The sequence below is a fragment of the Paenibacillus sp. SZ31 genome (genome assembly GCF_012912005.1).
Lineage (GTDB): Bacteria > Bacillota > Bacilli > Paenibacillales > Paenibacillaceae > Paenibacillus.
In genome coordinates this window covers 278,417-304,654 of record NZ_JABBEA010000005.1, presented here as the reverse complement: position 1 = coordinate 304,654, position 26,238 = coordinate 278,417, and the positions used below count along the sequence as shown (strand labels likewise).

Annotated in this window: 24 protein-coding genes, 1 pseudogene and 1 riboswitch; of the genes and pseudogenes, 18 read left to right on the top strand and 7 right to left on the bottom strand. The window is 45.4% G+C overall.

What is annotated here, in order from left to right; all coding sequences use genetic code 11:
* Window positions 1-134 precede the first annotated feature (134 nt).
* The 4 genes from HF638_RS13360 to HF638_RS13345 all read left to right on the top strand — a co-directional run bounded on the left by HF638_RS13360 (window position 135) and on the right by HF638_RS13345 (window position 5,449).
* Window positions 135-2,114 (top strand): peptidoglycan D,D-transpeptidase FtsI family protein, encoded by a 1,980-nt coding sequence (locus tag HF638_RS13360; protein ID WP_169480640.1) that lies wholly within the window; start codon window positions 135-137, stop codon window positions 2,112-2,114.
* 400 nt (window positions 2,115-2,514) lie between these two features.
* Window positions 2,515-3,264: a Cof-type HAD-IIB family hydrolase gene (locus HF638_RS13355; RefSeq protein WP_076333185.1), complete on the top strand. Its 750-nt coding sequence runs from the start codon at window positions 2,515-2,517 to the stop codon at window positions 3,262-3,264.
* A 54-nt stretch (window positions 3,265-3,318) separates the two neighbouring features.
* A complete protein-coding gene (locus tag HF638_RS13350) occupies window positions 3,319-3,759 on the top strand; it encodes a DUF456 domain-containing protein (protein ID WP_047841365.1) in 441 nt (146 codons plus the stop codon).
* 61 nt (window positions 3,760-3,820) lie between these two features.
* Window positions 3,821-5,449, top strand: a complete 1,629-nt coding sequence (locus tag HF638_RS13345; RefSeq protein ID WP_169480639.1) for a putative polysaccharide biosynthesis protein — start codon at window positions 3,821-3,823, stop codon at window positions 5,447-5,449.
* A 215-nt stretch (window positions 5,450-5,664) separates the two neighbouring features.
* Here HF638_RS13345 and HF638_RS13340 read toward each other — a convergent pair whose 3' ends face one another.
* The gene (locus tag HF638_RS13340; protein ID WP_169480638.1) at window positions 5,665-6,951 is read right to left on the bottom strand and encodes a DUF2515 family protein; all 1,287 of its coding nucleotides are present in this window, start codon (window positions 6,949-6,951) and stop codon (window positions 5,665-5,667) included.
* A 142-nt stretch (window positions 6,952-7,093) separates the two neighbouring features.
* On the opposite strand from HF638_RS13340, the gene HF638_RS13335 reads away from it, so the two are divergent.
* The 6 genes from HF638_RS13335 (at window position 7,094) to HF638_RS13310 (ending at window position 12,867) form a co-directional block, all read left to right on the top strand.
* Complete coding sequence (locus HF638_RS13335) at window positions 7,094-7,438, top strand: thioredoxin family protein (protein WP_169480637.1); 345 nt, start codon at window positions 7,094-7,096, stop codon at window positions 7,436-7,438.
* A gap of 526 nt (window positions 7,439-7,964) precedes the next feature.
* A complete protein-coding gene (locus HF638_RS13330; RefSeq protein ID WP_169480636.1) occupies window positions 7,965-8,903 on the top strand; it encodes a COX15/CtaA family protein in 939 nt (312 codons plus the stop codon).
* A 200-nt stretch (window positions 8,904-9,103) separates the two neighbouring features.
* Window positions 9,104-9,823, top strand: a complete 720-nt coding sequence (locus HF638_RS13325) for a Cthe_2314 family HEPN domain-containing protein (protein WP_169480635.1) — start codon at window positions 9,104-9,106, stop codon at window positions 9,821-9,823.
* A gap of 169 nt (window positions 9,824-9,992) precedes the next feature.
* Window positions 9,993-10,133: riboswitch (SAM riboswitch) on the top strand.
* 125 nt (window positions 10,134-10,258) lie between these two features.
* Window positions 10,259-11,293, top strand: coding sequence for a methionine ABC transporter ATP-binding protein (locus HF638_RS13320; RefSeq protein ID WP_169480634.1), 1,035 nt, complete (start codon window positions 10,259-10,261; stop codon window positions 11,291-11,293).
* The gene (locus HF638_RS13315) at window positions 11,294-11,953 is read left to right on the top strand and encodes a methionine ABC transporter permease (RefSeq protein ID WP_036605747.1); all 660 of its coding nucleotides are present in this window, start codon (window positions 11,294-11,296) and stop codon (window positions 11,951-11,953) included.
* 74 nt (window positions 11,954-12,027) lie between these two features.
* Window positions 12,028-12,867: a MetQ/NlpA family ABC transporter substrate-binding protein gene (locus HF638_RS13310; RefSeq protein ID WP_169480633.1), complete on the top strand. Its 840-nt coding sequence runs from the start codon at window positions 12,028-12,030 to the stop codon at window positions 12,865-12,867.
* Between the two features lie 119 nt (window positions 12,868-12,986).
* On the opposite strand, the gene HF638_RS13305 is transcribed toward HF638_RS13310, so the two are convergent.
* Window positions 12,987-13,871: a DUF2167 domain-containing protein gene (locus HF638_RS13305; protein ID WP_248278129.1), complete on the bottom strand. Its 885-nt coding sequence runs from the start codon at window positions 13,869-13,871 to the stop codon at window positions 12,987-12,989.
* Here HF638_RS13305 and HF638_RS13300 point away from each other — a divergent pair.
* Window positions 13,849-14,628, top strand: coding sequence for an SDR family oxidoreductase (locus HF638_RS13300; protein ID WP_169480631.1), 780 nt, complete (start codon window positions 13,849-13,851; stop codon window positions 14,626-14,628). The two genes, HF638_RS13305 and HF638_RS13300, sit on opposite strands and share 23 nt — an antisense overlap.
* A 137-nt stretch (window positions 14,629-14,765) precedes the next feature.
* On the opposite strand, the gene HF638_RS13295 is transcribed toward HF638_RS13300, so the two are convergent.
* Window positions 14,766-15,011: a NifU family protein gene (locus HF638_RS13295; protein ID WP_053783253.1), complete on the bottom strand. Its 246-nt coding sequence runs from the start codon at window positions 15,009-15,011 to the stop codon at window positions 14,766-14,768.
* 80 nt (window positions 15,012-15,091) lie between these two features.
* On the opposite strand from HF638_RS13295, the gene HF638_RS13290 reads away from it, so the two are divergent.
* Window positions 15,092-15,346, top strand: a complete 255-nt coding sequence (locus tag HF638_RS13290) for a YuzB family protein (RefSeq protein ID WP_169480630.1) — start codon at window positions 15,092-15,094, stop codon at window positions 15,344-15,346.
* On the opposite strand, the gene HF638_RS13285 is transcribed toward HF638_RS13290, so the two are convergent.
* Window positions 15,343-16,404, bottom strand: a complete 1,062-nt coding sequence (locus tag HF638_RS13285; RefSeq protein ID WP_169480629.1) for an NAD(P)/FAD-dependent oxidoreductase — start codon at window positions 16,402-16,404, stop codon at window positions 15,343-15,345. The genes HF638_RS13290 and HF638_RS13285 overlap by 4 nt on opposite strands.
* Window positions 16,405-16,638: 234 nt before the next feature.
* Window positions 16,639-17,745 (bottom strand): aminofutalosine synthase MqnE, encoded by a 1,107-nt coding sequence (gene mqnE, locus HF638_RS13280; protein ID WP_169480628.1) that lies wholly within the window; start codon window positions 17,743-17,745, stop codon window positions 16,639-16,641.
* A 444-nt stretch (window positions 17,746-18,189) separates the two neighbouring features.
* Between mqnE and HF638_RS13275 the strand changes: the two genes are divergently transcribed.
* From HF638_RS13275 to HF638_RS13250, 6 genes and pseudogenes are all read left to right on the top strand, one after another.
* Window positions 18,190-18,546 carry a HesB/IscA family protein gene (locus HF638_RS13275; RefSeq protein ID WP_169480627.1) on the top strand — a complete coding sequence of 119 codons (357 nt, stop codon included), beginning with the start codon at window positions 18,190-18,192 and terminating at the stop codon, window positions 18,544-18,546.
* 224 nt (window positions 18,547-18,770) lie between these two features.
* On the top strand, window positions 18,771-19,412 hold the full coding sequence (locus HF638_RS13270; RefSeq protein WP_169480702.1) for an NAD(P)-dependent oxidoreductase: 642 nt from the start codon (window positions 18,771-18,773) through the stop codon (window positions 19,410-19,412).
* A gap of 224 nt (window positions 19,413-19,636) precedes the next feature.
* On the top strand, window positions 19,637-21,460 hold the full coding sequence (locus HF638_RS13265) for a histidine kinase (protein WP_169480626.1): 1,824 nt from the start codon (window positions 19,637-19,639) through the stop codon (window positions 21,458-21,460).
* Complete coding sequence (locus tag HF638_RS13260; protein ID WP_169480625.1) at window positions 21,457-22,386, top strand: response regulator; 930 nt, start codon at window positions 21,457-21,459, stop codon at window positions 22,384-22,386. The genes HF638_RS13265 and HF638_RS13260 overlap by 4 nt, the downstream gene beginning before the upstream one ends.
* Before the next feature lie 80 nt (window positions 22,387-22,466).
* A pseudogene (gene rarD / locus HF638_RS13255) lies at window positions 22,467-23,344 on the top strand (EamA family transporter RarD).
* Window positions 23,345-23,533: 189 nt separating this feature from the next.
* Window positions 23,534-23,872 (top strand): hypothetical protein, encoded by a 339-nt coding sequence (locus HF638_RS13250; protein ID WP_169480624.1) that lies wholly within the window; start codon window positions 23,534-23,536, stop codon window positions 23,870-23,872.
* 11 nt (window positions 23,873-23,883) lie between these two features.
* Here the strand turns inward: HF638_RS13250 and HF638_RS13245 are convergent, their stop codons facing one another.
* Both HF638_RS13245 and HF638_RS13240 read right to left on the bottom strand, forming a co-directional pair.
* The gene (locus HF638_RS13245) at window positions 23,884-24,339 is read right to left on the bottom strand and encodes a hypothetical protein (RefSeq protein WP_169480623.1); all 456 of its coding nucleotides are present in this window, start codon (window positions 24,337-24,339) and stop codon (window positions 23,884-23,886) included.
* A gap of 503 nt (window positions 24,340-24,842) precedes the next feature.
* Window positions 24,843-25,892, bottom strand: a complete 1,050-nt coding sequence (locus HF638_RS13240; protein WP_169480622.1) for a glycoside hydrolase family 53 protein — start codon at window positions 25,890-25,892, stop codon at window positions 24,843-24,845.
* Window positions 25,893-26,238 lie beyond the last annotated feature (346 nt).

Below are 26,238 nucleotides of genomic sequence, written 5' to 3'. Positions count from 1 at the left end.
AACCAAAAATTGAAAGACGTGACAGCTAGCCTTTGGTAGACTTGGTTGAGAAAGGATTAAATAAGGGATTGAACACATGCACAATATGGATTAGATATTATATTTTTTATAGAGGAACGGGAGAGGCTTAAAACATGTTTAACCGATTGAAGAAGAAACCCATGGCTGAGGAAGATGCACCCGTCAACAAGCCTTCCGGCGCAAGGCTGAATCTGTTTTTTTTCGCGGCATTTGTCATATTCAGTATCCTCATATTCAGATTGGCCTTTGTGCAATTTGTGGAGGGTCCCGAACTGACGTATATGGAAACGAGTCGTAATACCAAAGACATTCCACTCGCCCCTGTTCGTGGTCCCATCTATGATGCAACAGGAGAAGTGGCGCTCGCTTATTCCGAACCTGTACAGTCCCTCTATGTGCTGTTATATGAGGATTATCGGAATGATGAACGTAGACAGGAAGCAGAGGAACTGGCTCATGATCTGGCGGCTGTGTTTAAGCAGTTTAATCCAGGGGACAAGGAGCAGCTGGATGCGGAAGAGATCATCAAACGACTGGATCTGGATTATCAGAAAACGTTCGGGTATGTGCCAAGATTGGTGAAGTCGGATCTATCGACAAAAGAGATTGCCTTTTTCATGGAGAAAAAAGCAGATTATCCGGGCGTTATGGTGCTGGAAGAAAACATTAGAAAATATGACCCGGATGGTGTAGCCGTTCAGGTTGTAGGTTATACAAGAGAGTTCAAACGGGCACCAGATTCCATTGCCAAATACAAGGCCATCCGTGAGGGGGCAAGTACCCAGCGTGATCCTGGTCTTGTATACCATGAGGAAGAAAAGGTTGGCTTCGATGGATTGGAGCTGCAATATCAGGAAGAACTCCGTGGACGAAGCGGCTACCAGTCCATTGATATTGACGCACGTAATCTGCCGGATGGAACGATGTTACAAACTCCGCCAGAGAAAGGCTACAGTCTGGTTTCCACCATTAACAAGGAAATTCAGATGGCCGCACAAGAGGCGATAACGGACGAACTGCGCAGACTTCCGAAGGCGATTACCGGATACGCAGTAGCCATGGAAGTGGATACGGGAAATGTGGTCGCTATGGCAAGTATGCCGGACTATGATCCGAACGAGTGGGATTATGACAAAATTAAGTATGTATTCCGGAACGGAACCACCGAGTCATTCCCACCGAATGATGCCAAGCCTAGTCGGGCGGAATCCGTTGTACTCCTTGGATCAGTAATTAAGCCGCTAAGTGTACTTATCGGATTGAAAGAGGGGTTATTTACAGCAGGACAGACCTATCATGATCCGGGATATGCTATCTTGGGGAAAGACGGACGACAAGTGAGGAACTCGCATTCTGCTTATAATGGTTCTATCACCGCCAGAAGAGCGATTGAAAAATCCTCCAATGCCTTCATGATCGATATGGTGGGTAAACGTTTGTTGAGCAAATATGGCTCAATTGAGGGTGTTAAAGTGTGGGACGAACACATGAAAGATTTCGGATTGGGTGTGTCTACAGGTATCGATTTACCCAAAGAATACCTAGGTACTTTAGAATATAATAATGATGAACAAGAATCAGCTCTAACACGTTTGGCATTTGCCTCATTTGGACAACAAGCCAAGTACACTACAATGCAACTCGCACAATACACGACGATGCTTGCCAATAAAGGCAAACGGATGGAACCTCACTTAGTGAAGGAAATCCGTGACGCAGATGGCAATGTAGTGAAAGAGTTCAAACCTAAAGTGCTCAATGAAGTTGATTTTTCCGATGCGCACTGGAATGAAGTTCATAAAGGAATGGTTACCAAAGTAAGCTCATTTGACGGTTTCCCTTACGATTATGCACGGAAAACAGGAACATCAGAGCAGGGGACCGGACCGAACAAAAAAGAGAATGGTGTATTTATTGCCTTTGCACCACGAGATAATCCGAAGCTTGCTGTAGCTGTTGTTGTACCGGAAGGTGGTTTCGGGTCAGTCAGTGCTTCGCCAATTGCACGGAAAATTTTCGATGCATACGATGAAGTATATGGTCTCGATGGAACGCCGAAAGGCAAGAAAGATCAGAAGCAAGACCAGGAGTAATCAATACTGAGTAATGAAATAGATTGATATGCAATGAATGAATTAGATTTGCAGAGGCAGGGGAGTTATCCCTTGCCTTTTTTGGATGATGCTTGCTTGAAGGCATGAATGGTTAGTTCGATATAGAACATATATCTATCTTGATGTGTCATGCTTCTGATTACGGGTTATTTTGTTGCATACAGATGATCTGTGGTAAAATGTCGTTAGCTGTGACGTCCGGAGCGTCCTTTTTTACGGATGCCGGGCGATCTTGTTATGAAAGAATGTTTAAAATTAGATAAAGAGAACCTTTAAGTTGAGCTGGAGAACCATTGTGGAACGGAGAGGGCCCGCGTAGTGCCTGAATGGATATCCATGAGTTCAACTTGGAGAGAGACAACCTAGGAGGAACTACTGTATGAGTGAACTGAAATACAAATTGCTGGCACTAGATATGGATGGAACATTGCTTAACGATAATCATGAAATTACACAGGAGACTGCCAAGTGGATACAGATTGCCATTCGACGGGGTGTACATGTGTGCCTTTCTACGGGAAGAGCCGTATTCCATGCGATGCCTTATGCGGTCCAACTTGGACTGGAGACACCGATGGTTACCGTTAACGGTAGTGAAGTCTGGAAAGCACCGCATGATCTGCATATGCGTCATCTGATGGACCCGGCATTGATTCGTAAAATGCAGGAAATTGGTGAGAAATATAATAGCTGGTACTGGGCATACTCCGTGGAAGAGCTGTTCAACCGTGATCGCTGGACGGACAATATTGAAGGTCTGGAATGGTTGAAATTTGGCTTCAATACCGAAGTGGATGAAGTGCGTCACCAGATCATGATGGAACTGCAACAAATGGGTGGTCTGCAAATGACGAATTCTTCACCCGTTAATATTGAGATCAACCCTGCTGGCGTATCCAAAGCAAGTGGTGTAGCCGAAGTCTGCAAGCTGCTGGGCATCGAGATGTCCGAAGTCGTTGCTGTCGGAGACAGTTTGAACGATCTGGCTGTCATTGAGGCGGTAGGTCTTGGTGTAGCGATGGGCAATGCGCAAGAGCAAGTGAAGGAAGCCGCAGACCTGATTGTAGCGAGCAACAATGATGATGGCATCGTCGAAGTCATCCGTGAACATATTTTGAAGGGGGAGTAACCTTTGCTCGCAACCGTTGCCTGGATTTTAATTGTGCTGCTGTTTGCAGTCGGAATGGCTGGAACGGTATATCCCATACTGCCTGGTGCTGTAGCGATTTTTTTCGCGTTTCTGGTCTACGGCTGGTTCTTCAGCTTTGATCCGTTCGGCGTGTGGTTCTGGATTATCCAGATTCTGATTGTTGTTGTGTTGTTCGTGGCTGATTATGTCGTCAGCGCTTGGGGCGTGAAGAAGTTCGGTGGCTCCAAGTTATCGACAACGCTCAGCACCATTGGTGTTATCATTGGGCCATTTGTCATTCCGGCATTCGGACTGGTGCTGGGACCATTTATCGGTGCTTTTATCGGGGAACTGATCGGAGGGTCTTCACCTTCCAAAGCGTCCAAAGTTGGTTTTGGTTCCGTGGTGGGGCTATTTACGAGCACTGTAATGAAAATTATTTTGCAAATCGTCATGATTGTTCTCTTTATTATCTGGGTGGTAAGATTCGCCTAAACGTTCGGGATTAGCTTCAACGGGATGTACGTCCGGTGTGGAGGAAAGAAGGGGAATTGGTTTGTCTAAGAAAGAAACATTCATTAGGGGTACGCTCATTCTGGCGGCAGCTGCGCTGATCGCGAGAGTACTCGGATTGGTTCAACGGGTGCCGCTGGAGCATATCCTCGGCGATATCGGTAACGCATCATTTACGATCTCCAATACGGTATATTTAATGCTGTTAACTGTAGCAACGGCGGGCATACCGAGTACTCTGAGTAAAATGGTATCGGAACGCTATGCGCTCGGACGCGCGGGTGAAGCTCAACAGATCTACCGTGCAGCCCTGATCTTTGCGGCTGTGGCCGGGGTAGTCATGTCTGCTTTGTTATGGTTCGCGGCACCTTATTATGCTACGTATGTGTCCAAAGTACCGGAGTCAGTCAGCGCCATTCGCGCCTTGGCCCCAGCCTTGCTGCTCTTCCCGGCTATTGCGATGATGCGTGGATATTTCCAAGGACGCGGCAACATGACAGCAGGCGGTATTTCACAGATTGTGGAACAGTTTGCTCGCGTAGGTACAGCCATTATCGTGGCTTATGTCATGCTGCAATGGAATTATGATGACCAAACGATTGCTGCAGGTGCTTCATTTGGTGGGGTATTAGGAAGTGTTGGTGCCTTCGGTGTCATGCTGTACTTCACCTTGAAGCTGCGTCGTAGCGACCGTGCGGCGCAATTGAATTACGAGCGTACAGAGCAACTGCCAATGCGAGGCATTTACAGTGATATCTTTAAGCTCTCTATTCCAATTGTGCTATCCTCACTTGCAGTTCCAGCCATTAACTTTATCGATTCATCCCTTGTGGTTCCACTGCTTAGTGGCCAGATCGGGCTCGAAGAGGCGACAGGCGTACTTGCGATCCTCGGTGCCAAGGCCCAAAGTATTGCGGGTATTCCGCCAATTTTAGCTATCGCTTTAAGTCAGTCGTTGGTGCCTGTCATTTCGGCAGCATTTGCCCGCAAGGATGAAGCTCATCTGAAGAATCAGGTTACACTTGCATTGCGCATTTCGATTCTGACAGGTATGCCGATTGTCATTGCACTGTGTGCGGCAGCGTATTCGGTTAATGGATTGCTGTTTACCAATCTGGATGGAACGCCGATCATTGCTTTGCTGACATTCGGTACCATTTTCCAGATTACGATGATGACGACCAACTCCATTTTGCTTGGGGTAGGTAAACCGCGAATTACGATGGTTAGTGTCGCAGCAGGTGTTGTGATCAAATTGGTCGCAAGTCTGATTCTGGCGCCAATCTTCGGTATTTACGGCATTATTATTGCAACGGCCCTCTGTTTCCTGGTGATCACGTACCTGAATCTGCGGGTCCTTCGCAAAATCGTTGATTTCTCCATCATGGGAGATCGCTGGAAAGGGTTCATCATTACAGTGGTGCTTGCAGCAGGTGTAGGATTTGCAGCGAACTGGATTGGCAATATGATCTTTGGACTGTTCCTGCCAGCGCGCGTATCCTTCTTGCTTACCTGTCTTGTGGTTGGAGTGCTTGTGGTGGTGGTGTATCTGGTTCTCATGGTCGTGCTGCGTGTACTGCGCAAGGACGAGCTGGGCAGTTACCCCCGTATTCTGCAAAAAATTCTCCGTCCACTCATGCGTCTCCAACGTGGAGGCGTGCAGAGAGGTTAAAAATGCAAGGAGCATCATTCAAGCCATTACTATTTTGTTAAAATCGGATACAAGCTCTGTCTGCTGTTAAAGGGGACAGGGCTTTTTGTATCGTTAAGACCAGCTGAGCGCCTGAGTTAAACATTAGGCTAATTATTAGGTAAGTAAGCCTCTGCTAGCGGTGCATCGGATTATCTACATCATGCGGCTTTGCCTGCTCCATATGATCTTCAGCATTAGTGTGTGATGACTTTAGCATCATGAGCCAGTGCTGTTTTCAGCATGCCATACCGGTGTTCGTGACTCATCTCGAACAGCCATGGGCGACGCGGTGCGGTCAGATAACCGAGACAATCCCGAGTCTGAAGCCAGTCCTGTCTGGTAATCGGCTCATAAGGCGTGTCTCCCCATACGGCGAGAAGTTCCGGACTATACAATCGTTGCCCTTCGGATAGCCATTCTTCATCTAGTAGCTCTTGAGCATAAAGTGTATGATCACCTGCCTCATCTTCATGATGGGTAAACAGGCCAGGCCAATATTCGGCACGTGAGCCACGATGGGGAACCGAACGTGCGAACTCCAACACTTGTGTGTGTACTTGCTCTACGCCAAACAACAGAGCATACAGGCCTTTGCCAAACAGAATGCGCTCATCCAGCTTGCCAAAATGTTCAATAACCCGTCCTGCGAGTCCCATTTCCCGTCCAAGAGGGAAGACGATATGATTCAGACCCGCCAGATTATGCAGATGGAATGCGGGTTTGGAAAGTACTGCTTTTTGGAAATAAGGATGCTGCACTACCCGGCTCTCGATATAGTTCTGCTCATTAATAATTAATGCCACACTAAGCAGTGAACTGCACCGTTCCAGCCAAAAGCGTTCCCAAAATGGCGTCATGAACGCCGATACGTGAAAGTGTGACAAGAGATGAAAACAGCTTCGTCCGATCCGGCGACTGTTCATATACAGTAGAAGCTGGGGATATGCATCCTGGAAAATGAGTGCGTTACACCGCTCCAGCAGTCGATACATATGCTCACGATCGCTTTGATTCTGTAAATTATGCATCAGATCACTCTGAAGATCTGTCATGTGATATCCGCCGTTGCGAGAGACCATATGAGCCAGTAGCGCCCAATGCAGTTCGGGATATTGCTCGTAGCAATCCAGATAGGCTGCGGTGCGAGTGATGTTACTCCGATTATGCTCCTGGGTCAGCGTCTTAATCTCTTCCAGAATAATGCAATCTTCTTCACAGACGAGCGCACTTTGGACCTGATCAGTACGTGCAAAAGACTTGCCGCTGGCAGGCAACAAACGCTCCACCTCAGACTGTAAGGCAGCTGCCGTATCTGTGTCCCACTCCATGTCACGCAATGGGTGACGTAGCTGTGCTGAAGCCTGCCAGGCTGCCTGTTTACCACGCCAGACTTCCCGGGCAGCACCCGGAATGGAACGTATCATCTGCAGGAGGGACCCGTGAAGCTGTTCGCTGGAAGAATCGGTTCTGGTGGAAGTCATGATGTGACATCCTTTCATGATGTTCTGGGTTTAATTTCACAGACCATGTGGTTTATTCTAAGTATGCGCTGATTATTTGACTTCCACTCGCCAATTTGCTTCACTTAGGTTAAGACAAGGTACAGAAAGGAAGATGAACCTAATGGAATCAATTACATCCAAACCGGCATTTGATGTAGCCATTCAATCCCCACGTTTAACGATTGCCGTATTCAAGGCTGACTGGTGTGGAGACTGCAAATACATCGATCCGTTTATGCCTGAGGTTGAAGCGAAATATGCACGTGAACTGACTTTGATTGAGGTCGATGTAGACCAGGTTGGAACCGTTAGTGAAGAGCAGAACATTCTTGGCATTCCGAGCTTTGTGGCGTATACAGATGGCCGCGAACTCGTACGGTACGTGAACAAGCTGCGCAAGTCGAGAGAAGAGATCGAACAGTTCCTGGATCGTGCAGTTGAAGTGTACAACACGATCCATAAATGATGTTATATAAGTTCAAATGATGAATATTCACACAGGCACTACGATGCCAGAATAGCCTTCCGATCGCTGTTATCCCCAGATTTCTTTGATCCCTTTTATAAAGGGGAAATCCGGGGATAAAGGCGAAGCATATGCTTCCGATGCAGCTTTCTTTCAGAAAGCTTTTAGCTCCGCTTCTCCAGGCTATTTCTGTCCTCTCCGTTATTGTGTAAATGTTTCATTGAACTTATATAAAAGTATGACAGGTTCATGTTGTAAAAGGGTATACTAGATGAAACGCCATTTCTCTTGAAATAGGGAAATGGCGTTTGTGTGTTCAGGATTCTGTTTAAGAAAGGTTTTATGTACATAATTCCAATGACCTGCGGGTCATTATTTCACCAGACGTTAACATTTTGTCACAAAGCGCGACGTCAATGAACATTTTATCCGGTATAATGAGTTTAGTTGTGAAATAAGTGTCAAAGTACCGAAACAAGCGGAGAATATTCTTCGCCATCTTAAACCAACAGCGGGTGAGAAAAAATTGAAGCACTTAACTTTATTTAAATGGTTAACCGTATTAACCTGTCTTGTCATGTTTCTGGCCACTTTTGGTGGAGGCATCGTAACCAAAACGGAATCGGGCCTTGGCTGCGGAACGGAATGGCCTTTATGTAACGGAAAACTCGTTCCGGCACATACTGTGGCTTCACTTATCGAATATTCCCATCGCGCTGTAAGCGCACTGGCTGGACTGTTGTCCATTGCCTCGTTTGTTGCTTTTCTGCGGTTCGGCAAGTCACGCCGTGACCTGCAATTGTTTTCTTTCTTAACCTTGGTATTTGTTATCGTCCAGGGAATCATGGGGGCTTTTGCCGTCGTCTTCTCCCAATCTTCAGCAGTCATGGCACTGCATTTCGGCTTTGCGTTGATCGCTTTCGCCAGTTCTCTCATGATGGCCTTGGGCATAAGGCAGGAGGCAAAAGATGGTGGATTGGAGCGCCTGAATAGATACCCTCGGGTCACTAAAAAATTCAGGAATCTGGTCTGGTTCTCCACGATTTATACGTATCTCGTTGTATACACGGGTGCATTTGTGAGCCACACGGATTCTGCCGGTGGATGTTCCGGATTTCCACTTTGTAACGGGCAGATTATTCCTGAGCTTTCGGGTGGGGTAGCGGTTGCGTTTGCTCACCGTGCTGCGGCTGCGTCGCTCGTAATTGTTATCGCCATTCTGGGTCATTTCGCTTACCGTAATCATCCGGATAACAAAGAAATGCGTACCCTTGGTGTGGTATCCGTTGTTCTGATTCTGATGCAAGTGGTCATTGGTATTTTCATGATGGTGACGATGAGCCGTCCGGAAGTATACATGTTCGTGGCCCTCGCTCATATGCTGGATATCGCCATATTGTTCGGGATTTTAACCTATATGAGTTTCCTAGTGTACAAGCTACATCGCCCGGCTAATCGTTTCTAAATTCCGTTGAAGTTGGAACGACTCTTGGTTTAAACTTGAAAGTCCACCATCCAGTGATGTACATCATTGGACAGGTGGACTTTGTTTGATGTCAGGAGGATCAGGGCAACCTATGGCAAGCAGCAATTACACGTATACTCGGAATGGTTTATGTATGATGGTGATGAATCTTTGTTGATGTGGAAAAGAGGAGGTTAGTTATGCTGCGAACGTTGCTCGGGGAAAAGCCGCGTATAAACGAAGGGTTATTGAAGGAAGCGATGGAATCCATGGCGCATACGCTCGAGCTGTTTCAGCGACAAATGCATGTGGACCATGATCCCACGCATGACTATCGGAAACTGTATGTGTGGACGCAGGGACTCATCTCCTCACTGGATGAACTGGAGCAAAGCTGTTTCGCTGCTGCTCATTTTCGAAAAAAGGTCGTTGCAGGATCTACGGACGATATGACGCAGGCAGAGAAAGCCGAGTATGCCCGATATGTTTATTTCTATAAAGATGGGTTCATCCGTTGTTTTGCCATTCTGGATAAAGTCGGCACGGTATTGAATGAAATATTCGAGCTGAATACCTCAAATACAAAAGCGCATTTTTCTTATTTTACCGTGTTAAGGCAGTTCGATTATGCGACGCAGCATCATGACCTTGCTTTGCGGTTGATTCAGATCAAGGATTCATATCGTGAACCGATGAGCAAGCTTCGCAAACGACGTAATATGGAAATTCACTACATGAACTCTGAAATGCATGATGATTTGTGGCAGTTACACCAGACGTTGCAAGGGAAAGTGAAATTGGAGGATCTGGATCAGCATGTGCATGAAATGCGTCAGGGCGTGGATATGGTGTGTGAAACGTTAAGTACTTCATACGGCTACATTAATCAGATATGGCTTAAGCGAGGTAAGAAACGTTAACGCAGTAAAATAAATGAAATAATTCCCTTTGACAAATCGGAATACTTGGATTATACTGAGTTTCAGATCGAATGGTACATGAATATCATTATTTTCACAGAAGTTTCTGAACTTTCGAACAGTATATAACATGAACTACATGAACTTATAGAATCTTACAACCTCATATTTCTTATCGAGAGCGGCGGAGGGACAGGCCCGATGAAGCCCGGCAACCGATTTATAATGAATGACACATGTGTCATTCGTTATAGATGTTAGGTGCTAATTCCTACAAAATGGTGCGAGACACGATTTTGGCAGATGAGAAGGTAAATTCACGTGAAGAGCCGTCTTTGTATCTGCAAAGGGGCTCTTCTTTTTTTGTACGTAAAGGGGAGTTTTCCTTTCTTTCGGGTAAAGATACATGTAGGTGGTAGGAAGGGGCAAGTGCTATTGATTGAATTAAAAGGATTAACAAAGACGTATGGTAAAGGGGCAAAATCCACAACAGCGTTATCCAATCTGGATTTGAGCATCCGCAAAGGTGAGATTTATGGCGTCATTGGCCATTCCGGCGCGGGTAAAAGTACACTGATTCGCTGTATTAATTTGTTGGAACGTCCAACGGAGGGTGAGGTATGGGTTGACGGAATCAATCTGACTGACCTGAGTAAAACTGAATTGCAGCAACAGAGACGCAAGATCGGCATGATTTTTCAACACTTTAATCTGCTATCCTCGGCAACGGTATATGACAATGTGGCTTTTCCACTAAAGCTTGTAAATACACCTAAGGAAGCTATTGATCGCAAAGTGAAGGAAATGCTCGCTCTGGTTGGCCTAGAGCACCACAGCAGTAAATATCCGGCTCAATTATCCGGTGGACAGAAACAACGTGTTGGGATTGCAAGAGCGCTTGCGAGTGATCCGAATGTACTTCTCTGTGATGAGGCTACTTCGGCACTTGATCCGCAGACGACAAATTCAATCCTGAAGTTATTACTCGACATTAATGAAAAGTACAACCTTACGATTGTGCTGATCACACATGAGATGCACGTCATCCAGAACATCTGTGACAAGGTTGCTGTCATTCATCAAGGTGGCATTGTGGAACAGGGACCTGTAACAGAAGTATTCCTGAAGCCGCAGCACGCCATTACGCGGGACTTCACGATGCGTGACCATGAAGCTGGACTTGCTCTGGAAGAGACCGCTCTGGCGAATGCAAGCGTTGAATTGCAGGCAGGTGTTGCTTCCAAATTGGTGAAGATTTCCTTTCTGGGTAACAAAACGTATGAAGCGATTTTGTCCAGAACGGTACGTAAGACAGGTGTGGATTTTGCCATCCTGCAAGGTACGATCTCTACGATCAAACAGGTTCCTTATGGGCAGTTGACCGTTCGATTCGAGGGTGAGTCAGATGCGATTGAACGGACCATATCCGAATTGACCGCAGAGGGACTTGATGTGGAGGTGCTTCGTTAGATGGATTTTTCAACCGTACGTTGGGAAGAGGTTGGTAAAGCTTCCATAGAGACACTGCAAATTTTAGGTGTATCAGGCTTGTTTACCGTTATCTTAGGTTTACCGCTCGGAGTTCTGCTGTTCATGACAGCCCGATCTGCTTCGATTAAGTCACGGGCAGTGTACACGATACTATCCCTGATTGTTAATATTTTGCGCTCAGTCCCATTTATCATATTGATTGTTGCACTTATCCCATTTACTCGTATACTCGTCGGTACTGCTACCGGGGTGCTCGGCGTTATACCTCCTTTGGTTATTTCAGCAGCTCCTTATTTTGCCCGTTTGGTGGAAACTACTTTGCGTGAAGTCGATCGGGGTGTCATTGAAGCTGCACAGGCGATGGGTGCATCGACCGGACAGATTGTAAGACGGGTGTTACTGCCTGAGGCGTTGCCTGGTCTGCTTGCTGGTATAACAATTACCATCGTTACGCTCGTCTCCTATACGGCGATGGCGGGCATGGTCGGTGGTGGAGGTCTGGGAACACTGGCAATTAACTATGGATACTTCCGTTATCAGAATGAAATCATGATCATATCCGTCGTGTCGATGATCATTCTAGTGCAAATTCTCCAGATGGCTGGAGATCGCTTGGTTACATTTTTCACCAGGAAATAACACATAGATTACATGATGGATATGCAATAATGCGGATGCCACATGAAAAAATGATTAGAGAAGGGGTTTTACACATGAAAAAATGGTCTATTGCTCTACTTAGTCTTATGTTGATTGCGGTTCTAGCAGCTTGCGGAAACAACAAAGACGCCGATAGCGGCGCAGACAATGCTGGAGGAGCTCCACGTACCGTTGAATTGAAAGTTGGAGCTTCACCTACACCACACGCAGAGATTCTGGAAAGCATCAAACCTGAACTGGAAGCACAAGGTATTCGTTTGCAAGTCGTAACGTTCAATGACTATGTTCAACCCAATCAGCAACTTGCTGATGAAAAATTGGATGCAAACTTCTTCCAACACCAACCTTACCTGGACACAGAGAATAAAGAACGTGGATTCAACCTCGTTGCTGTAACACCTGTTCATGTTGAGCCTTTTGGCGGATACTCCAAAAAGATTAAGTCTTTGGATGAACTGGCAGACGGCGCAAAAGTAGCGATCCCGAATGACCCATCCAATGGTGGACGTGCACTGTTGTTGCTCGCGAAGGAAGGCATCATTACGCTGAAAGACAACACAAATATCACTTCTACGATTCAAGATATCACAGCAAATCCGAAGAACCTGGATATCATCGAGCTGGATGCAGCTATGATGCCTCGTCAATTGGATGAAGCGGATCTGGTATTCATCAACGCTAACTATGCGCTCGAAGCGAACCTGAATCCGGCAAATGATGCTTTGCTGATCGAAGATTTGCAAGGTAATCCATACGCTAACATCCTCGTTTCCCGTGAGGACAACAAGGATGCAGATGCAATCCAAAAACTGGCTGCTGCTCTGCACTCCGAAGAAGTGAAAACATTCATCAAGGAACGTTATCAAGGTGCAGTTGAACCTGCAACTGAATAATTCACGATATGTATGATATGATGTGAAGCTATTAAGAAATAAGCCGTATATCTCTCCAGAAGAGATATACGGCTTATTTTATGTTTCCTGGTCTGTGCCGACGTGGGAATCAACATGGGTCAGGGCTTATCTTGTTTATTCGCGTTGGATGGATGCCCAGATTGGCGGTAATAGGATAATTCATTCTGATCAGCATACTGCTGCTCATCTGCTTCTTGCAAGTACGTCCTCTCGGAGGGAGAGAATGTTTCTTCTTCTCCGTGTGAGCTTTTGATTTTGTATCTGATCCACCCAATCAGACCGAGAACAACAACCAGGATCAAGGCCCATCCTTTTTTGAGCAAAAGAAGAGCACTGAATTTCTGGGAAGCCGTGTACCCGATTCCGCCCATCAGAAGACTGTTGAGCCCGATGGTGGATGTTTTGTCAGTCGAAGCATTGTACTCCTCATAAGTATATCCTGCATTGATGCTAAGTTGCTTAAGGACTGTTTCCTCGAATGCATGGCGGCTCTGTTGAAAGTTGGTCGTATCTGTAACCAGAATGGCTGTGATGTACCCTTCGCGTGTCAGGAGCTTTACATTGTAATTCACCATGGCTTGCTGATCAGCATTCTTGAAACCAAGGGAGTAGACCAACTGGTGCTTGGTCTTATCATATGCCGGTTCGATTTCCCACCCTGTTATGTATGTTCTATATTCAGGATCGAGCTCTCTGTTGTCTTCTTCTGTGCCTCGGATATAACTGCTTAACAGTTCTTCGGCACTTAAATTTTGATCGTCATCATGGATATGACCTGTCTTCACGTACTCGAACACAACATACCACGAGCCGAATTCACTATTGCTGGTTAGACTTCCGATTTCATTCAAGATATATTTGGAATTACAGGTTGATGATTCCTTATAGATAAGCGAGTTGTAGGAGGAGGATAAATCTTTTATACTGGATAGTGACTGCTCTTTGAAGAGGGGGATGAACGTGAAGGGAAAGATTGCCCTCATAACGGGAAGTGCCAAAGGTCTTGGTAAAATGACGGCCCTCAGTCTGGCAGATCAAGGGTGTCATATTGCCCTCAACTATGTACACAGCAGAACAGAAGCTGAGGCTTTAAGGGCTCAGATTACAGCCAAGGGTGTGCGGTGCATTGCCATCCAGGCGGATATATCCAAGGTGGAAGATATTGCTTCATTGGTTGAACAAGTGGAAGACAAGCTGGGTAGCATTGATATTTTGGTGAATAACGCAGGGCCATTTGTCCGTGAGCGTCGATTATTTGCGGATTATGCTGAAGATGAGGTTCAGATGCTTGTGCAGGGAAACCTGCTGGGACCGATGTTGCTCGATCAACGTGTGTTGCCGGAGATGAGACGCAAGCAATGGGGACGCATTATCCATTTTGGCTTCAGTCATGCTGGAGAAGCGAGATCTTGGCCTCATCGCGCCGTATATGCGGCTGCGAAGGTAGGTCTGGTATCTTTTACGAAGACACTCGCGGTTGAAGAAGCTCCTTATGGAATTACGGTTAACATGGTATGCCCAGGAGACATTCGTGGTGCGAACAAAGAGAAAACGATTGATGAGATGGCAGGCATAACCGACGAGGAAACGCCAAGAGGGCGTCCAGGCAGCGGTGAAGATATTGCACGAGTCATTACGTATCTGTGCCTTGATCATTCCGATTTTATAACAGGTAACATTATGGATGTATCTGGAGGACTTGATCCGATTCGTCCAACCATACAGCGCGAGGATACTTAAGGTGAGTTGAGGATTGTACGTAGAAAACTGGTCAAGGTGACAGTGAGAAATGGACTCTCTGCATATGCACACAAAAAAAGAGCCCTCCGCTTCATGCGAAGCGAAAGGCTCTTGAGGTTTATTTCGTGAAGGATTGATTAGAATACTTGTACGACTTCTTGTACACCCTCAACTTCTTCGAGAAGGGCGCGTTCAATCCCGGCTTTTAAGGTAATGGTGGAGCTTGGGCAACTGCCGCAGGCACCGACCAGTTTCAGCTTAATGATGCCGTCCTCCACGTCGACCAGTTCCACGTCACCGCCATCGCGCTGCAGGAACGGACGAAGTTTATCAAGCACATCAGATACCTCATCATACATGGTGCTTTGTGCGTTTTCGCTCATATTGTTCAACTCCTTTCCTTCCTATATTATATTACAAATGGCCACAAATTAAAATGGTCAAACAAAGCAGGTGAACCTACATGAGACCGATTATTGAATTTTGTGCCAATAATATGCATTTTGGCACAGATGAAGTCATGGATCAACTGGAAGAAAATCCAGACTATGATGTGATTGAATACGGCTGCCTCACCAACTGCGGCCAATGTTCTATGACTCCATTTGCACTGGTGAATGGCGAAGTTGTCATCACAGACAAAGTGGAAGATCTATATAACGCCATTCTGGCCAAAGTTTCCGAAGCCGATGCCTGGGACGAGCTCGATCTCGACTAACCGAGATGGCGCTTGGACATCCAGAGCACACCACTTTTCAAAATCCGAGGTACGCGTCCCATCATAGACGTTTTGCCCATCAGCCCGAACCCAGACTTCTTGCCGAGTGCACCGAGTGTGCCACGAAGCTTGAGTGGATGTGGATTGGGCTTTTCGCCTTTCCAGAGGGCATGCTGAATATGGGCGATCTGCTCACCCTGCACTTCGGCAGCTTGACCGCTAGGTGCATAAGGGACACTCGCACAGTCACCAACGACATATACATCGGTATATTCCGGAATTTGGTAGTATTCATTCAGGACGACACGACCTTGAGGGTCTTTGGTTACGTCCAGATCCTGTACCACTTTTACGGGCTGAATACCTGCAGTCCACACGACAGCATCTGTTAGGATCTGTTCATCCCGATTAAAGATCGCATTCGGTTCAACGCGTGAAATGGCGATATGCCCGCGTGTCTCTACCTGATGTTCGTTGAACCATTCATGCACATACACGGACAGACGTTGCGGGAAAGCGGATAATACACGTTCACCACGATCCAAAATGCTGATGTTCAGATCCGGTCTGCTCTCACGTAGTTCGGCTGCCATCTCGACACCACTTAATCCGCCGCCTACGATATGCACATTGCCATAGGCTTTGACTTCATTAAGGCGAAGGTAGGTCTCGCGTGTTTTGCTAAAGCTCTGAATGGTACAGCTGTAGTCTTCGGCGCCTGGTGTATTGTGGAAACGGTCTGTACAACCAAGTCCAATGACAAGTTTGTCGTACACGAGCGGGTTTTGGCCTTCAAATTCAATCTGACGCTGTTCCAGGTCAATCGAAGTAACTTCTCCATAACGGTAAGTGACTTTATCGCTCACTGGAAATTGGATACGCAGGTCGTAATCAGATACGGTTCCTGCTGCGAGTGCGTAATATTCTGTCTTTAATCCCTGAAAGGGGCTGCGGTCCACCAAAATAATTTGTGTATCGGATGGAATTTTGCCTTCCAGAAGTTCCTTGATGATGGTGAGGCCGCCATAGCCGCCTCCAAGAATGACGAAATTTTTCATGACTCGGCTTCCTTTCTGCATCAGTCCCACTGAAATGGGGCTGTAACCTGTGGAGCAGCTATGCAATAACATAGCTGCTCCTTTTGTTTGGATTTGAATAATTGAAAAATAGGAATTGAAAATTGAAGGTATACTTCAGCAGTTGGCACCACTCGAATTCAAACGTCTCCCTATAATGAAAGTAGCGTCCTGGAGTGATGCTGTGCAATATTAGTTTTAGATGCTGTTAATATACTATTCGTACACTTGGATTTCATTGTAGAACGTATCACGTTCTACCGGAATACGTCCTGCACCCTTAATTAGCCAAATGAGCTCTTTACGGGTGAGGCCTTCAGGCGTTAGTGCACCTGCTGCATGACTGATCCGTTCGCGAACAATCGTGCCGTGTGCATCCGAAGCACCGAATCCAAGGGCAACTTGAGCCAGCTGAGGGCCGATGTTAATGAAGTAGGCTTTGATATGATCAATGTTATCCAGCATCAAACGGCTGATCGCAATTGTTTTGAGATCTTCATAGGCCGAGTTACGACGCATAATGCTCGCGTTTTTACTTTTTGGCTGCATGGAAAGCGGGATAAAGACCATGAATCCGTTCGTCTCGTCTTGCAATTCACGAATCTGCGCCATATGGTTAACGCGGTCCTCATAGGATTCAATCGATCCATACAACATCGTAGTATGTGTACGCATGCCCAGGTTATGAGCTGTGCGGTGCACCTCAAGATAACGATCCACGTTCGCTTTGTCCACACGCATTTTTTTGCGATATTCATCCGACAAAATCTCAGCGCCGCCGCCAGTCAATGTTTTCAGACCTGCTTTTTGCAGCTCCTGTAGAACTTCCTTAATACTGAGTCCGCTGATGCGAGTGAAGAAATCAATCTCGGCTGCCGTGTAGGCTTTCAGCGTAACATCCGGATATTTCTCGTTTAAAGCACGCAGGGAATCGACATAATACTGAAAAGGAACATGGTTATTATGTCCGCCTACAATATGGAACTCTCGTACGCCTGGATGAATATGCTGTTCCACATAATCAATCATTTCCTGACCGGACAACGTATAAGAACCATCTTCACCCTGGTCTTTGCGGAAATTACAAAAAGCGCAGCGGGCTTCGCATACGTTCGTAAAGTAAAGACTCATGTTTTCGATGAAATACACTTTCTTACCATTCTTCCGCAGGTTGGCCTCATTGGCCAACTGGCCCAAAGTCAGCAGATCATCTGTTTCATACAGATATACGCCGTCTTCTACGCTCAGCCTTACGCCGTTCTGCACTTTCTCAACGATTTCAGCCATTCTTTTGTCTGTGAACGGTGTTACCAATGTAGACATACTGTTTCCTCCTGTTCTTAACCGGAATTGAGTTGTGTGTAGGATCTGCATACAGAACTACATAGCAAAGATGCGGTCATCTGCCGCTTTCTTATTGGACTAACTCTTATTTACCCGGTGCAGCGTGTGCTGCATATGAAAGCTAAATTTTTTCAGAAAATGGAGTCTGTTGACTCATATATGCATTGGGGACTGCGTAACAGTCTCGAAATGTGAAAAAAATTACAACTCCAATTATGACCATCGTCTGAATAAGTCATGACAAAATATCGACATTTCAGTGCGACCACCTATTCATTATAAACCTCGTGTCGCGGGGGTTCAATACACTGGGAAGAAAAAGGAGTTCAGGGGGAACGCGGAAAGAGGCAAACATGACTTGAGACCCTTGACGGGGTGGAGTATAATTTAAAGAAGAGTTAATGAAAAGGAGAGTGACCTGGCATGATTAACATCAGCGAAACGGCTGCTGACAGATTGAAAGAGATGCTTGCACAGCAAGAGACACCTGGTATGTTCCTGCGTCTTGGCGTAGCACCGGGCGGTTGTACCGGATTTTCGTACGCCATGGGCTTTGACGATAAAGAGTCCGATGAGGACCTGTATATGGATATTCAGAGTATGAAGGTTGTAGTCGAGAAAGAAAACCTGAAATACCTGGATGGTCTCGAAATTGATTTTGAAGAGTCCGGTATGACGGGTGGGTTCACCATCCATAATCCGAACGCGGTAGCGACTTGTGGCTGTGGATCTTCTTTCCGTACGAAGGAAGAAGCGGGTGTACCAGATAAAGATTGTTAAGAGACTGAGTTGTATAGCGGTTTCTGATGATGATCTAAAATAAAGCAGTTGCAGTCCCTTTAATAGATAGCCTCTGAATTGTACCCGTTTAGCACGGGCATGATATCAGGGGCTTTTTTATGTTTATGGAATGTTACATGGTTGACAAAGTTAGTTGTAACAACTATAGTTACAATATGAGGTTTGAACATAAACAATATCGATAATTTAAAGGAGAGATCATGATGAACATCGCAATCATTGGTGCAACAGGCAAAGCAGGAAGTGTAATTTTGAAAGAAGCAGCAGACAGAGGGCATAAAGTAACGGCAATCGTTCGTAATGCATCCAAATTGGAAGATAAAAGCTTGAATACGCTGGAGAAAGATGTATTCGATCTTACAGCTGAAGATCTTAAGGCGTTCGATGTGGTTGTAAATGCATTTGGTGCTCCAGCGGGTAAAGAAAACCTGCATGTGGAAGTGGGACAAGCGTTAATCAACATCCTGAAGGATGCACCAAACACTCGTTTGATCGTCGTGGGTGGAGCAGGAAGCCTGTTCACAGACGAGTCCAAGACATTACGTGTCTTTGAATCCCCAGGATTCCCGGATGCTTACAAAGCGACAGCAACGAACCAAGGCCAAAACTTGCAGGATCTGCAAGCATCCTCTGGTATTCAATGGACATTCCTGAGCCCAGCTGGATTCTTCAATCCGGAAGGCGTACGCACAGGTAAATATCAAGCAGGCAATGATGTTCTTCTGGTCAACAGTGAAGGCAACAGCTACATCAGTTATGCTGACTATGCGATTGCTTTGGTTGACGAGATCGAGAACCCCCAACACAAAAATGAGCGCTTTACCGTTGTTGGCGAAGCGAAGTAATATCTTTCAAATCATAATATTGAACAAAAAAACGGACGCTGATCTCCACAGATCGGTGTCCGTTTTTTTGTGTGTTATCGAATAGCGTCTAGTAAGAGTCGAATTCATGTGTCTCCAATTAAATACGATAACCAAAGTTATATAATCTTTTTGAAGGATGGACGGAACCATGGTAAAATTACTCCAAGAGTCGACAACGTTCGAGTTTACTGGGGAGTATGTTAATGAGATCAGAATCCATTATATTTAGAATGAAAGTAATAACTATTTTTTTAGCGATATCACTTTGTACCGGATTCGTTTTCGTCGTTTACTTTCAGGATGTGAACAAATCTAAAGATGATATCCGTATGGAAGTTCTACGGGACAAATTAGGAAACATGACCTTGTCCGATGTTAAAGTCAGCGATCAATTCGCAGCTTTACCTGGAAACTATTCCAAAGTTGGCTATTCTCCGGTTCGCTTATGGTTCAAAATAAAAATAAACCAATATGACGCGGATGAATTGAATTACCTCACAATAAACAACCCTCTGTTTGAAGATGTAACGTTGTACCTCCCGACAAGTAACGATTACATAACAAAGCATTTCGGGTACGCATATAAGAGCCATTCGGATGAGATCGATTATGTCTACCCAGCAATCAAAATTCCGCTTCAGTTTGATCCTAATCAGTACATATACATGACAAGCCAATCGTTATACGGACAGAACTTTATTGTACAAATTGTAAATGATGAACTTTTTAGAAAGACAAGTATGATAAACGTCTGGGCGAGTGGCATCTTATTCGGCGTTTTGCTGGCATTGTTTTTTTATAATCTAATCATGGGCTTATCCATAAAAAACAAAACGTTTTTAAAATCCTGTTTCTATGTATTCACTACTTTGTTGTGGAACATAGCGACAGCCGGACTTATAAATATCACGGGCTTCAAATACGTTTACCTGCTTGCGGAATATTCCACAGGGTTCGGTATTCTCATGTCGCTTTCCATAGCAATTTTCATTAGAGCGATTTTTCAGACTGAAACCAAGTTTCCCATGATCGATTCTTGTTTGAAGGTGCTCATCATTTGCTTCCCCATTACTCTATTGATCTTTTTTTTCATCAGTAAAGAGTTGGGGGGACTGGGTGCAATCGCATCTGCTATGATGTTTGTATTGTACTTTATAATTATGATTAGAGGAATCAGGCGCAAAAACTTGCGTTCACCACAACTCATAGCTGCATGGCTCCTGTGCTTTGTGTCGGTAGTTCTGTTTTATATGATGTCTTTCGGAGCAATACCTCAAAGTTACATTATGGTATATTACATATTTTTTCTTTCTAGTGTGTCGGCTATTGCTTTTTCCTTATCTCTCGCAGAAATCATCAATAGTCTAGATGAAGAGAAGAAATACAATCAAACATTGTTTGAAAATTCCGAAATACAATCCAGGCAGTTTGAGCTTGCTTTTATACGAGCGCAGATGGACCCACATTTTATTCACAATACGTTGAACGTGATCGAAGGAGTTATTACTGAAAACCAAGAAAAAGCGGGAAGCTTGGTCAACGATTTATCCCATTATCTCAGGAATATATTCGATTACAGCAATTCGGAGAGATATATTTCTATCGATGAGGAGCTGGATGCAATCAAGTTTTATGTTCGCATTGAGCAAGCCAGGTTTCCAGGAAAAATAGGTATCCACTATAACATTGATTCAGATATTCAGTTGAAGGTACCGCGGTTCGTTATTCAACCCTTGGTAGAGAATGCGATAAGACATGGGATACGTAAAAGGAACATTGCAGGAACAGTCAAGATCAGGATTAAAAAGCTTGAACAGAGCTACTTCATATCGGTAGAAGACGACGGTGTCGGCATTGAAGACGCGGACCAACATAACCTGCTTGAATACTCGAAAGGCAAGGGTATTGGACTTGCCAGTATAAACGCGAGGCTTAAGGCCGAGTATGGAACACAGCTTCAAATCGTCAGCGAGAAGGGTAAAGGAACTTCGGTTCATTTTCATATACCCATTAAGGAGCAGCCATGAGAGTTATTATTGTAGACGACGAATATTATGCGCTGCGGAACTTGAAAAGCAAGTTGGAGAAAATTACGGGTGTCGAAGTTGTTGCCATGTATGAAGATCCTGCAATAGCTTTGGATGAAATGAGCAGAATACAGCCTGACCTCGCTTTTCTGGATATCGAAATGCCAGAGATCGATGGCATAACCTTGCTCGGGATGATGTTCAAAAAAAGACCGGATATGGATTTTGTTTTTACATCGGCTTACCATGCCTATGTGACAGACACGCTTGAAACAAAGGCATTGGATTTCCTCGTTAAGCCGGTGAAGTTCGAACAGCTTTATGTCACAGTGGAAAAAATAAAGAAGATTAGAAGTAAAAGCAGTATGGGGCACCAAGTTGAGATAAAGTGTTTTGGTGATTTTGCCGTATCTATAAACGGGAAAGTGATCGACGACAATTGGAGAACCAAAAAAACAGAAGAGCTTTTCGCCTATTTGTTATGTATGAACGGCAAGTCCGTGCCTAGAGAACGAATCATTAATGACTTATGGCCGGATTTGGTGATGGATAAAGGTTATGCGAACTTATATACGACACAATATAACTTAAAGAAGCGATTCGACGCGTTTGGAATCCATCATTTGCTCAAGAGCAGACTCGGGAATATCAGTCTCAACCTCGAAGACATGAAAGTCGATTTGTTGGAGTTCGATTACTTCAATGAACGTTATAATGAAGATAAGAGTAAAATGGAAAGCCTCGAGCAGCTTGTGGAAGTGTACAAAGGCATGTTATTTGAAAATAGGCCTTATTCATGGACGTTAAGTATACAGCAACCTTATGAGATAAAGTTTGACAATGCACTGAATATTCTGATTCAGTTTTATAGGGAGCGCGGCGATGAGACAAAAGCCGAGTACTATGAGATGAAAAAAATGCTTTAAACCAATAGCGTCCCTTTACTTAAACGAGGATCGAGGCGTATAATCCGTTGAGACATCAGAGCATTAAGAGGGGAAGAGTTATGAACAATGGGTTAATCAACGCTATCATTGCGTATATCATGTGGGGGGTTCTCCCGCTGTATTGGAAGTTGTTTGAAAATGTACCCGCAGGCGAGATTCTGTCGCATCGGGTTGTCTGGTCGTTTGTCTTCATGGGTATTCTCGTTGCCGTCCAGCGCCGCTGGGGGGACATGAAACGGATTGTGGCTGACCGTTCGCTCTTGTTATCGCTCACAGCTAGCGGACTATTGATTGCCATTAATTGGCTGATCTTCATCTGGGCAGTTAACAATGGCCATGTCGTTGAGACAAGTCTGGGCTATTATTTGAATCCGTTGCTGAACGTGCTACTGGCGGTTGTCTTCCTTCATGAAAAGCCAAACCGTGGCCAATGGCTCGCGATTGCCATTGCTGGTGTTGCGGTGCTTATCATCGCTATCGACTATGGGCGTTTCCCATGGGTTGCGATATCGCTGGCCGTATCATTTGGCTTGTATGGTCTGGCAAAGAAGAAGATCAAGCAAGACGCTTCTGTGGGCTTGTTTTCAGAGACAGCTGTAGTTCTTCCCATCGCACTCGGATACTGGATCTACTGGCCATCGTGGGAAAAGCAACAGCATGGACGCTGCCTGCGCCCATGTTCTTCGAATTACTTCTAGCCGGCGTGGTGACAGCGCTGCCGCTGCTTTTCTTTGCACGGGCAGCTGCTCGGATGTCGTTGTCCACGCTTGGCTTCGTGCAATATATCGGGCCGACGATCATGCTGATCCTGAGTGTGTTCGTGTTCAAGGAGACGGTCTCGCCAGTTCTGCTCGTCGGTTTCGCGATGATCTGGACAGCGCTTATCGTATACGCTACCGCATCGATACGTGCTACGAGACTTGCCAAGGTAAGCTGAATAGAGCGATATTCTGCTGGTCTCGCCATAAATGCCCTGTCCGCCAATGAGGTGGACAGGGCCATTTTTCGTTTGTGGGGGAGCGATAAGTCGATAAAAACTAAAAAGGCAGCTGATCGACGTTATGGTAAAATACAGGAGCAGTAATCATAAGAGAGTAATCAAAAAAACGAGGAGGCAACATATATTATGGTTAGTGACCTATACCGTAAACGAGGTTTGTTCTTTTTGAAGAATGATGTAGTTCAGACAATATTTCAGTTTGCTGTTTCAGCGGTAATCGGTATTATATATGGATTTATGCTCATCAACGAGACGATAGGTGGATTTATTCATAAACTATTACCGAGTACTGATGGCCCTGATCTTCATTTATATCTACCGATTGTGGTTACAGTGTTCATCTACTCGTGCTTTATTCAGAAGAAACAACGGATTTTTATTGAAAAAATTTCATTTAGTTGCCTACATATTTTTGTTGCCCTGCTAGGCTGTATTTCTTCAGTTGTTGTGATATTGGTGATCTAAACAACCAAATCCTACGCATCCACACCTTCAACCCCATCAACTGCATCAATCACACCTACAGCGAGTGTTGTCACCGCAGCGGCAGCTAAAAGATTCTTGGCGCCAAGCTTGACTCTGTCCTTATCTTCCTCTTTCAAGCCCACGACGACATCCTTACCACCGTTATAGACATACTTGGCTGATATCGCTACACCTTTTGCAGTATTGGTTACGGCACCTCCAATATCGGCAAGCCCCGCGTCTATGGCGGTATCATCTTTTCGAATCGCACCACTCGCCAGATCATATGTCCCGCTAGCCAGTTGCCCAACGGTTTTCCCTGTGTTAATCGTAGCTTTCTCTACGCCGTTTCCGATTTCTTTGATAAAGGGACTTCCCGCAAGTTCACCCACAACCCGCACACTGCCACCCAATACTTTCCCGGTAACTTCCCCAGCCAATTGCCCCATACCTTTTAAAAAACTCATCCATATTCCCCCGCTCTTGAAATAAGCTAACCGATGTTCTGCATGTTTATTTTATTATATTCATATGTAAGTGAAAAAACCATTCTGCATTCAGCCTAGCTCATAAGAACGATCTGCCCCGGAATGCCCAGCGCGCTAGTAAAATGGCAACCTCAACTGTACAACTCGCTTCAACGTAAAAAAAAGGCGCTACTCCCCCAGGAATAGCGCCTCAAGCTCTTGTTTACCTTACTACTTAATCCATTTGACTACCCACGGTTTTAGAAGTGCCTCATAGAGCAACAACGTAGTGGAGGGGGCGGAATCGATTCTGAAGAAGCGGAGCTAAAAGCTTTCTGAAAGAAAGCTACATCGTAAGCATAAACTGCGCCTTTATCCCCGGATTTTCCCCAATAAGGGGAATTCATAAAAATCTGGGGATAACAGCGATCATAAGAACGATCCGCCATCGGAACGCCCACCACGCTGCCCCCCAAAGCCCACACTTCTAACCTCTCCGTGTTCTAGTCAATAAATCCTTCCATGACAACCGTTGGCATCATATTCGATTGCCAAGCGCCTTTGCCGTAGCCACTGTTATAACCTGGTGTAGCCTGAGGCTCCCAGTAGAATACGCCTTTTCCTTTGCCATTCGGCAGATTGCGGATTTGGTTTTTCATCGCCGCGACAAAACTTTTACCAGCCGCAGCCTGATTATTGTCCATGCCAATTTCGGAGATGATGATCTCTTTGCCATAACGGTTGATCATATCCTTGGCATTGTTTACCGTATTCGTCACAGCTGTGTTCCAGCCGGAAGCCGAAGGGTAGAGGGACATGGCAATCATGTCAAAGTTAGCTCCATTATTGATCAAACCACCAATATTCCATACATAGAGGGCGTTATCATCCCCACCTGCCAGGTGCACAATGGTTTTGGTGCCACTGCTCAGGGATTTCACTGCATTATGGCCTGTGTTCACCAGCCACGCATAGTTTTTCATGTTGGTGGATGCTTTACCATCTTCCCATAACATGCCGTTACTTGTTTCATTCCCGATCTGTACCCAGTCCGGGGTAACGCCTTTGCTTTGCATCGCAGTCATGACATCACGTGTGTGATTCCACACTGCGTCCATGAGCTGTTGGAAGGTATAGTTTTTCCAGGCAGCTGGTTTGGTCTGTTGACCAGGGTCTGCCCAAGAGTCGCTGTAATGCAGGGTAAGCATTACGCTCATGCCGGCATTCTTGGCACGTTGTGCGAGTGTAGCCGCACGATCCTTATTCATGTAACCGTTCCCATAATCATTCGAAGGATTAACAAAGACCCGAATGCGAACGGAGTTAATTTGATAATCCTTTTTCAAAATATCAATGATGTCACGCTGTACCCCGTTTTTATCTTTCCATTTGTAACCTTGGGCTTCCATTCCGGGAACCCAGCTGATGTCGGCTCCTTTGGCGAAACTTGGTGCTGCGCTGGCATGCTGACCTGCGGGCAACATGATGGAGGTGAATAACAAAACAAAAGCCAACATGATGGATGTCTTGAAACCCCTTACATTTTTGAACATTACAAGATGCCTCCTCGGATTTGGGTTGAGTTGCATCCTAATTATAGCCATCCTGGTTTACTCGACTAAAGGGTCCATTTCCAATATTTTGGGTGTTTTCTCAACCTCTCTATGAAAAAAGACAAAACAAAAAGCCGTCCGAAGACGGCTTTTCTACCCGTGGCGCTTTTTAAAACATTGATCCGTATCCCGCGCCTCCACCAGACTCATTTTATTTTGAGCTAGTGGATCGGGTAAGGGACACGTTCAACATGACATTAGAAATGTTGACGCACCTCCTTTCCTTGTGGCAAGAGTATACAACACCTTGTTTGGGAAAGCTAGTCTTTTTTACGTATTTACGCAA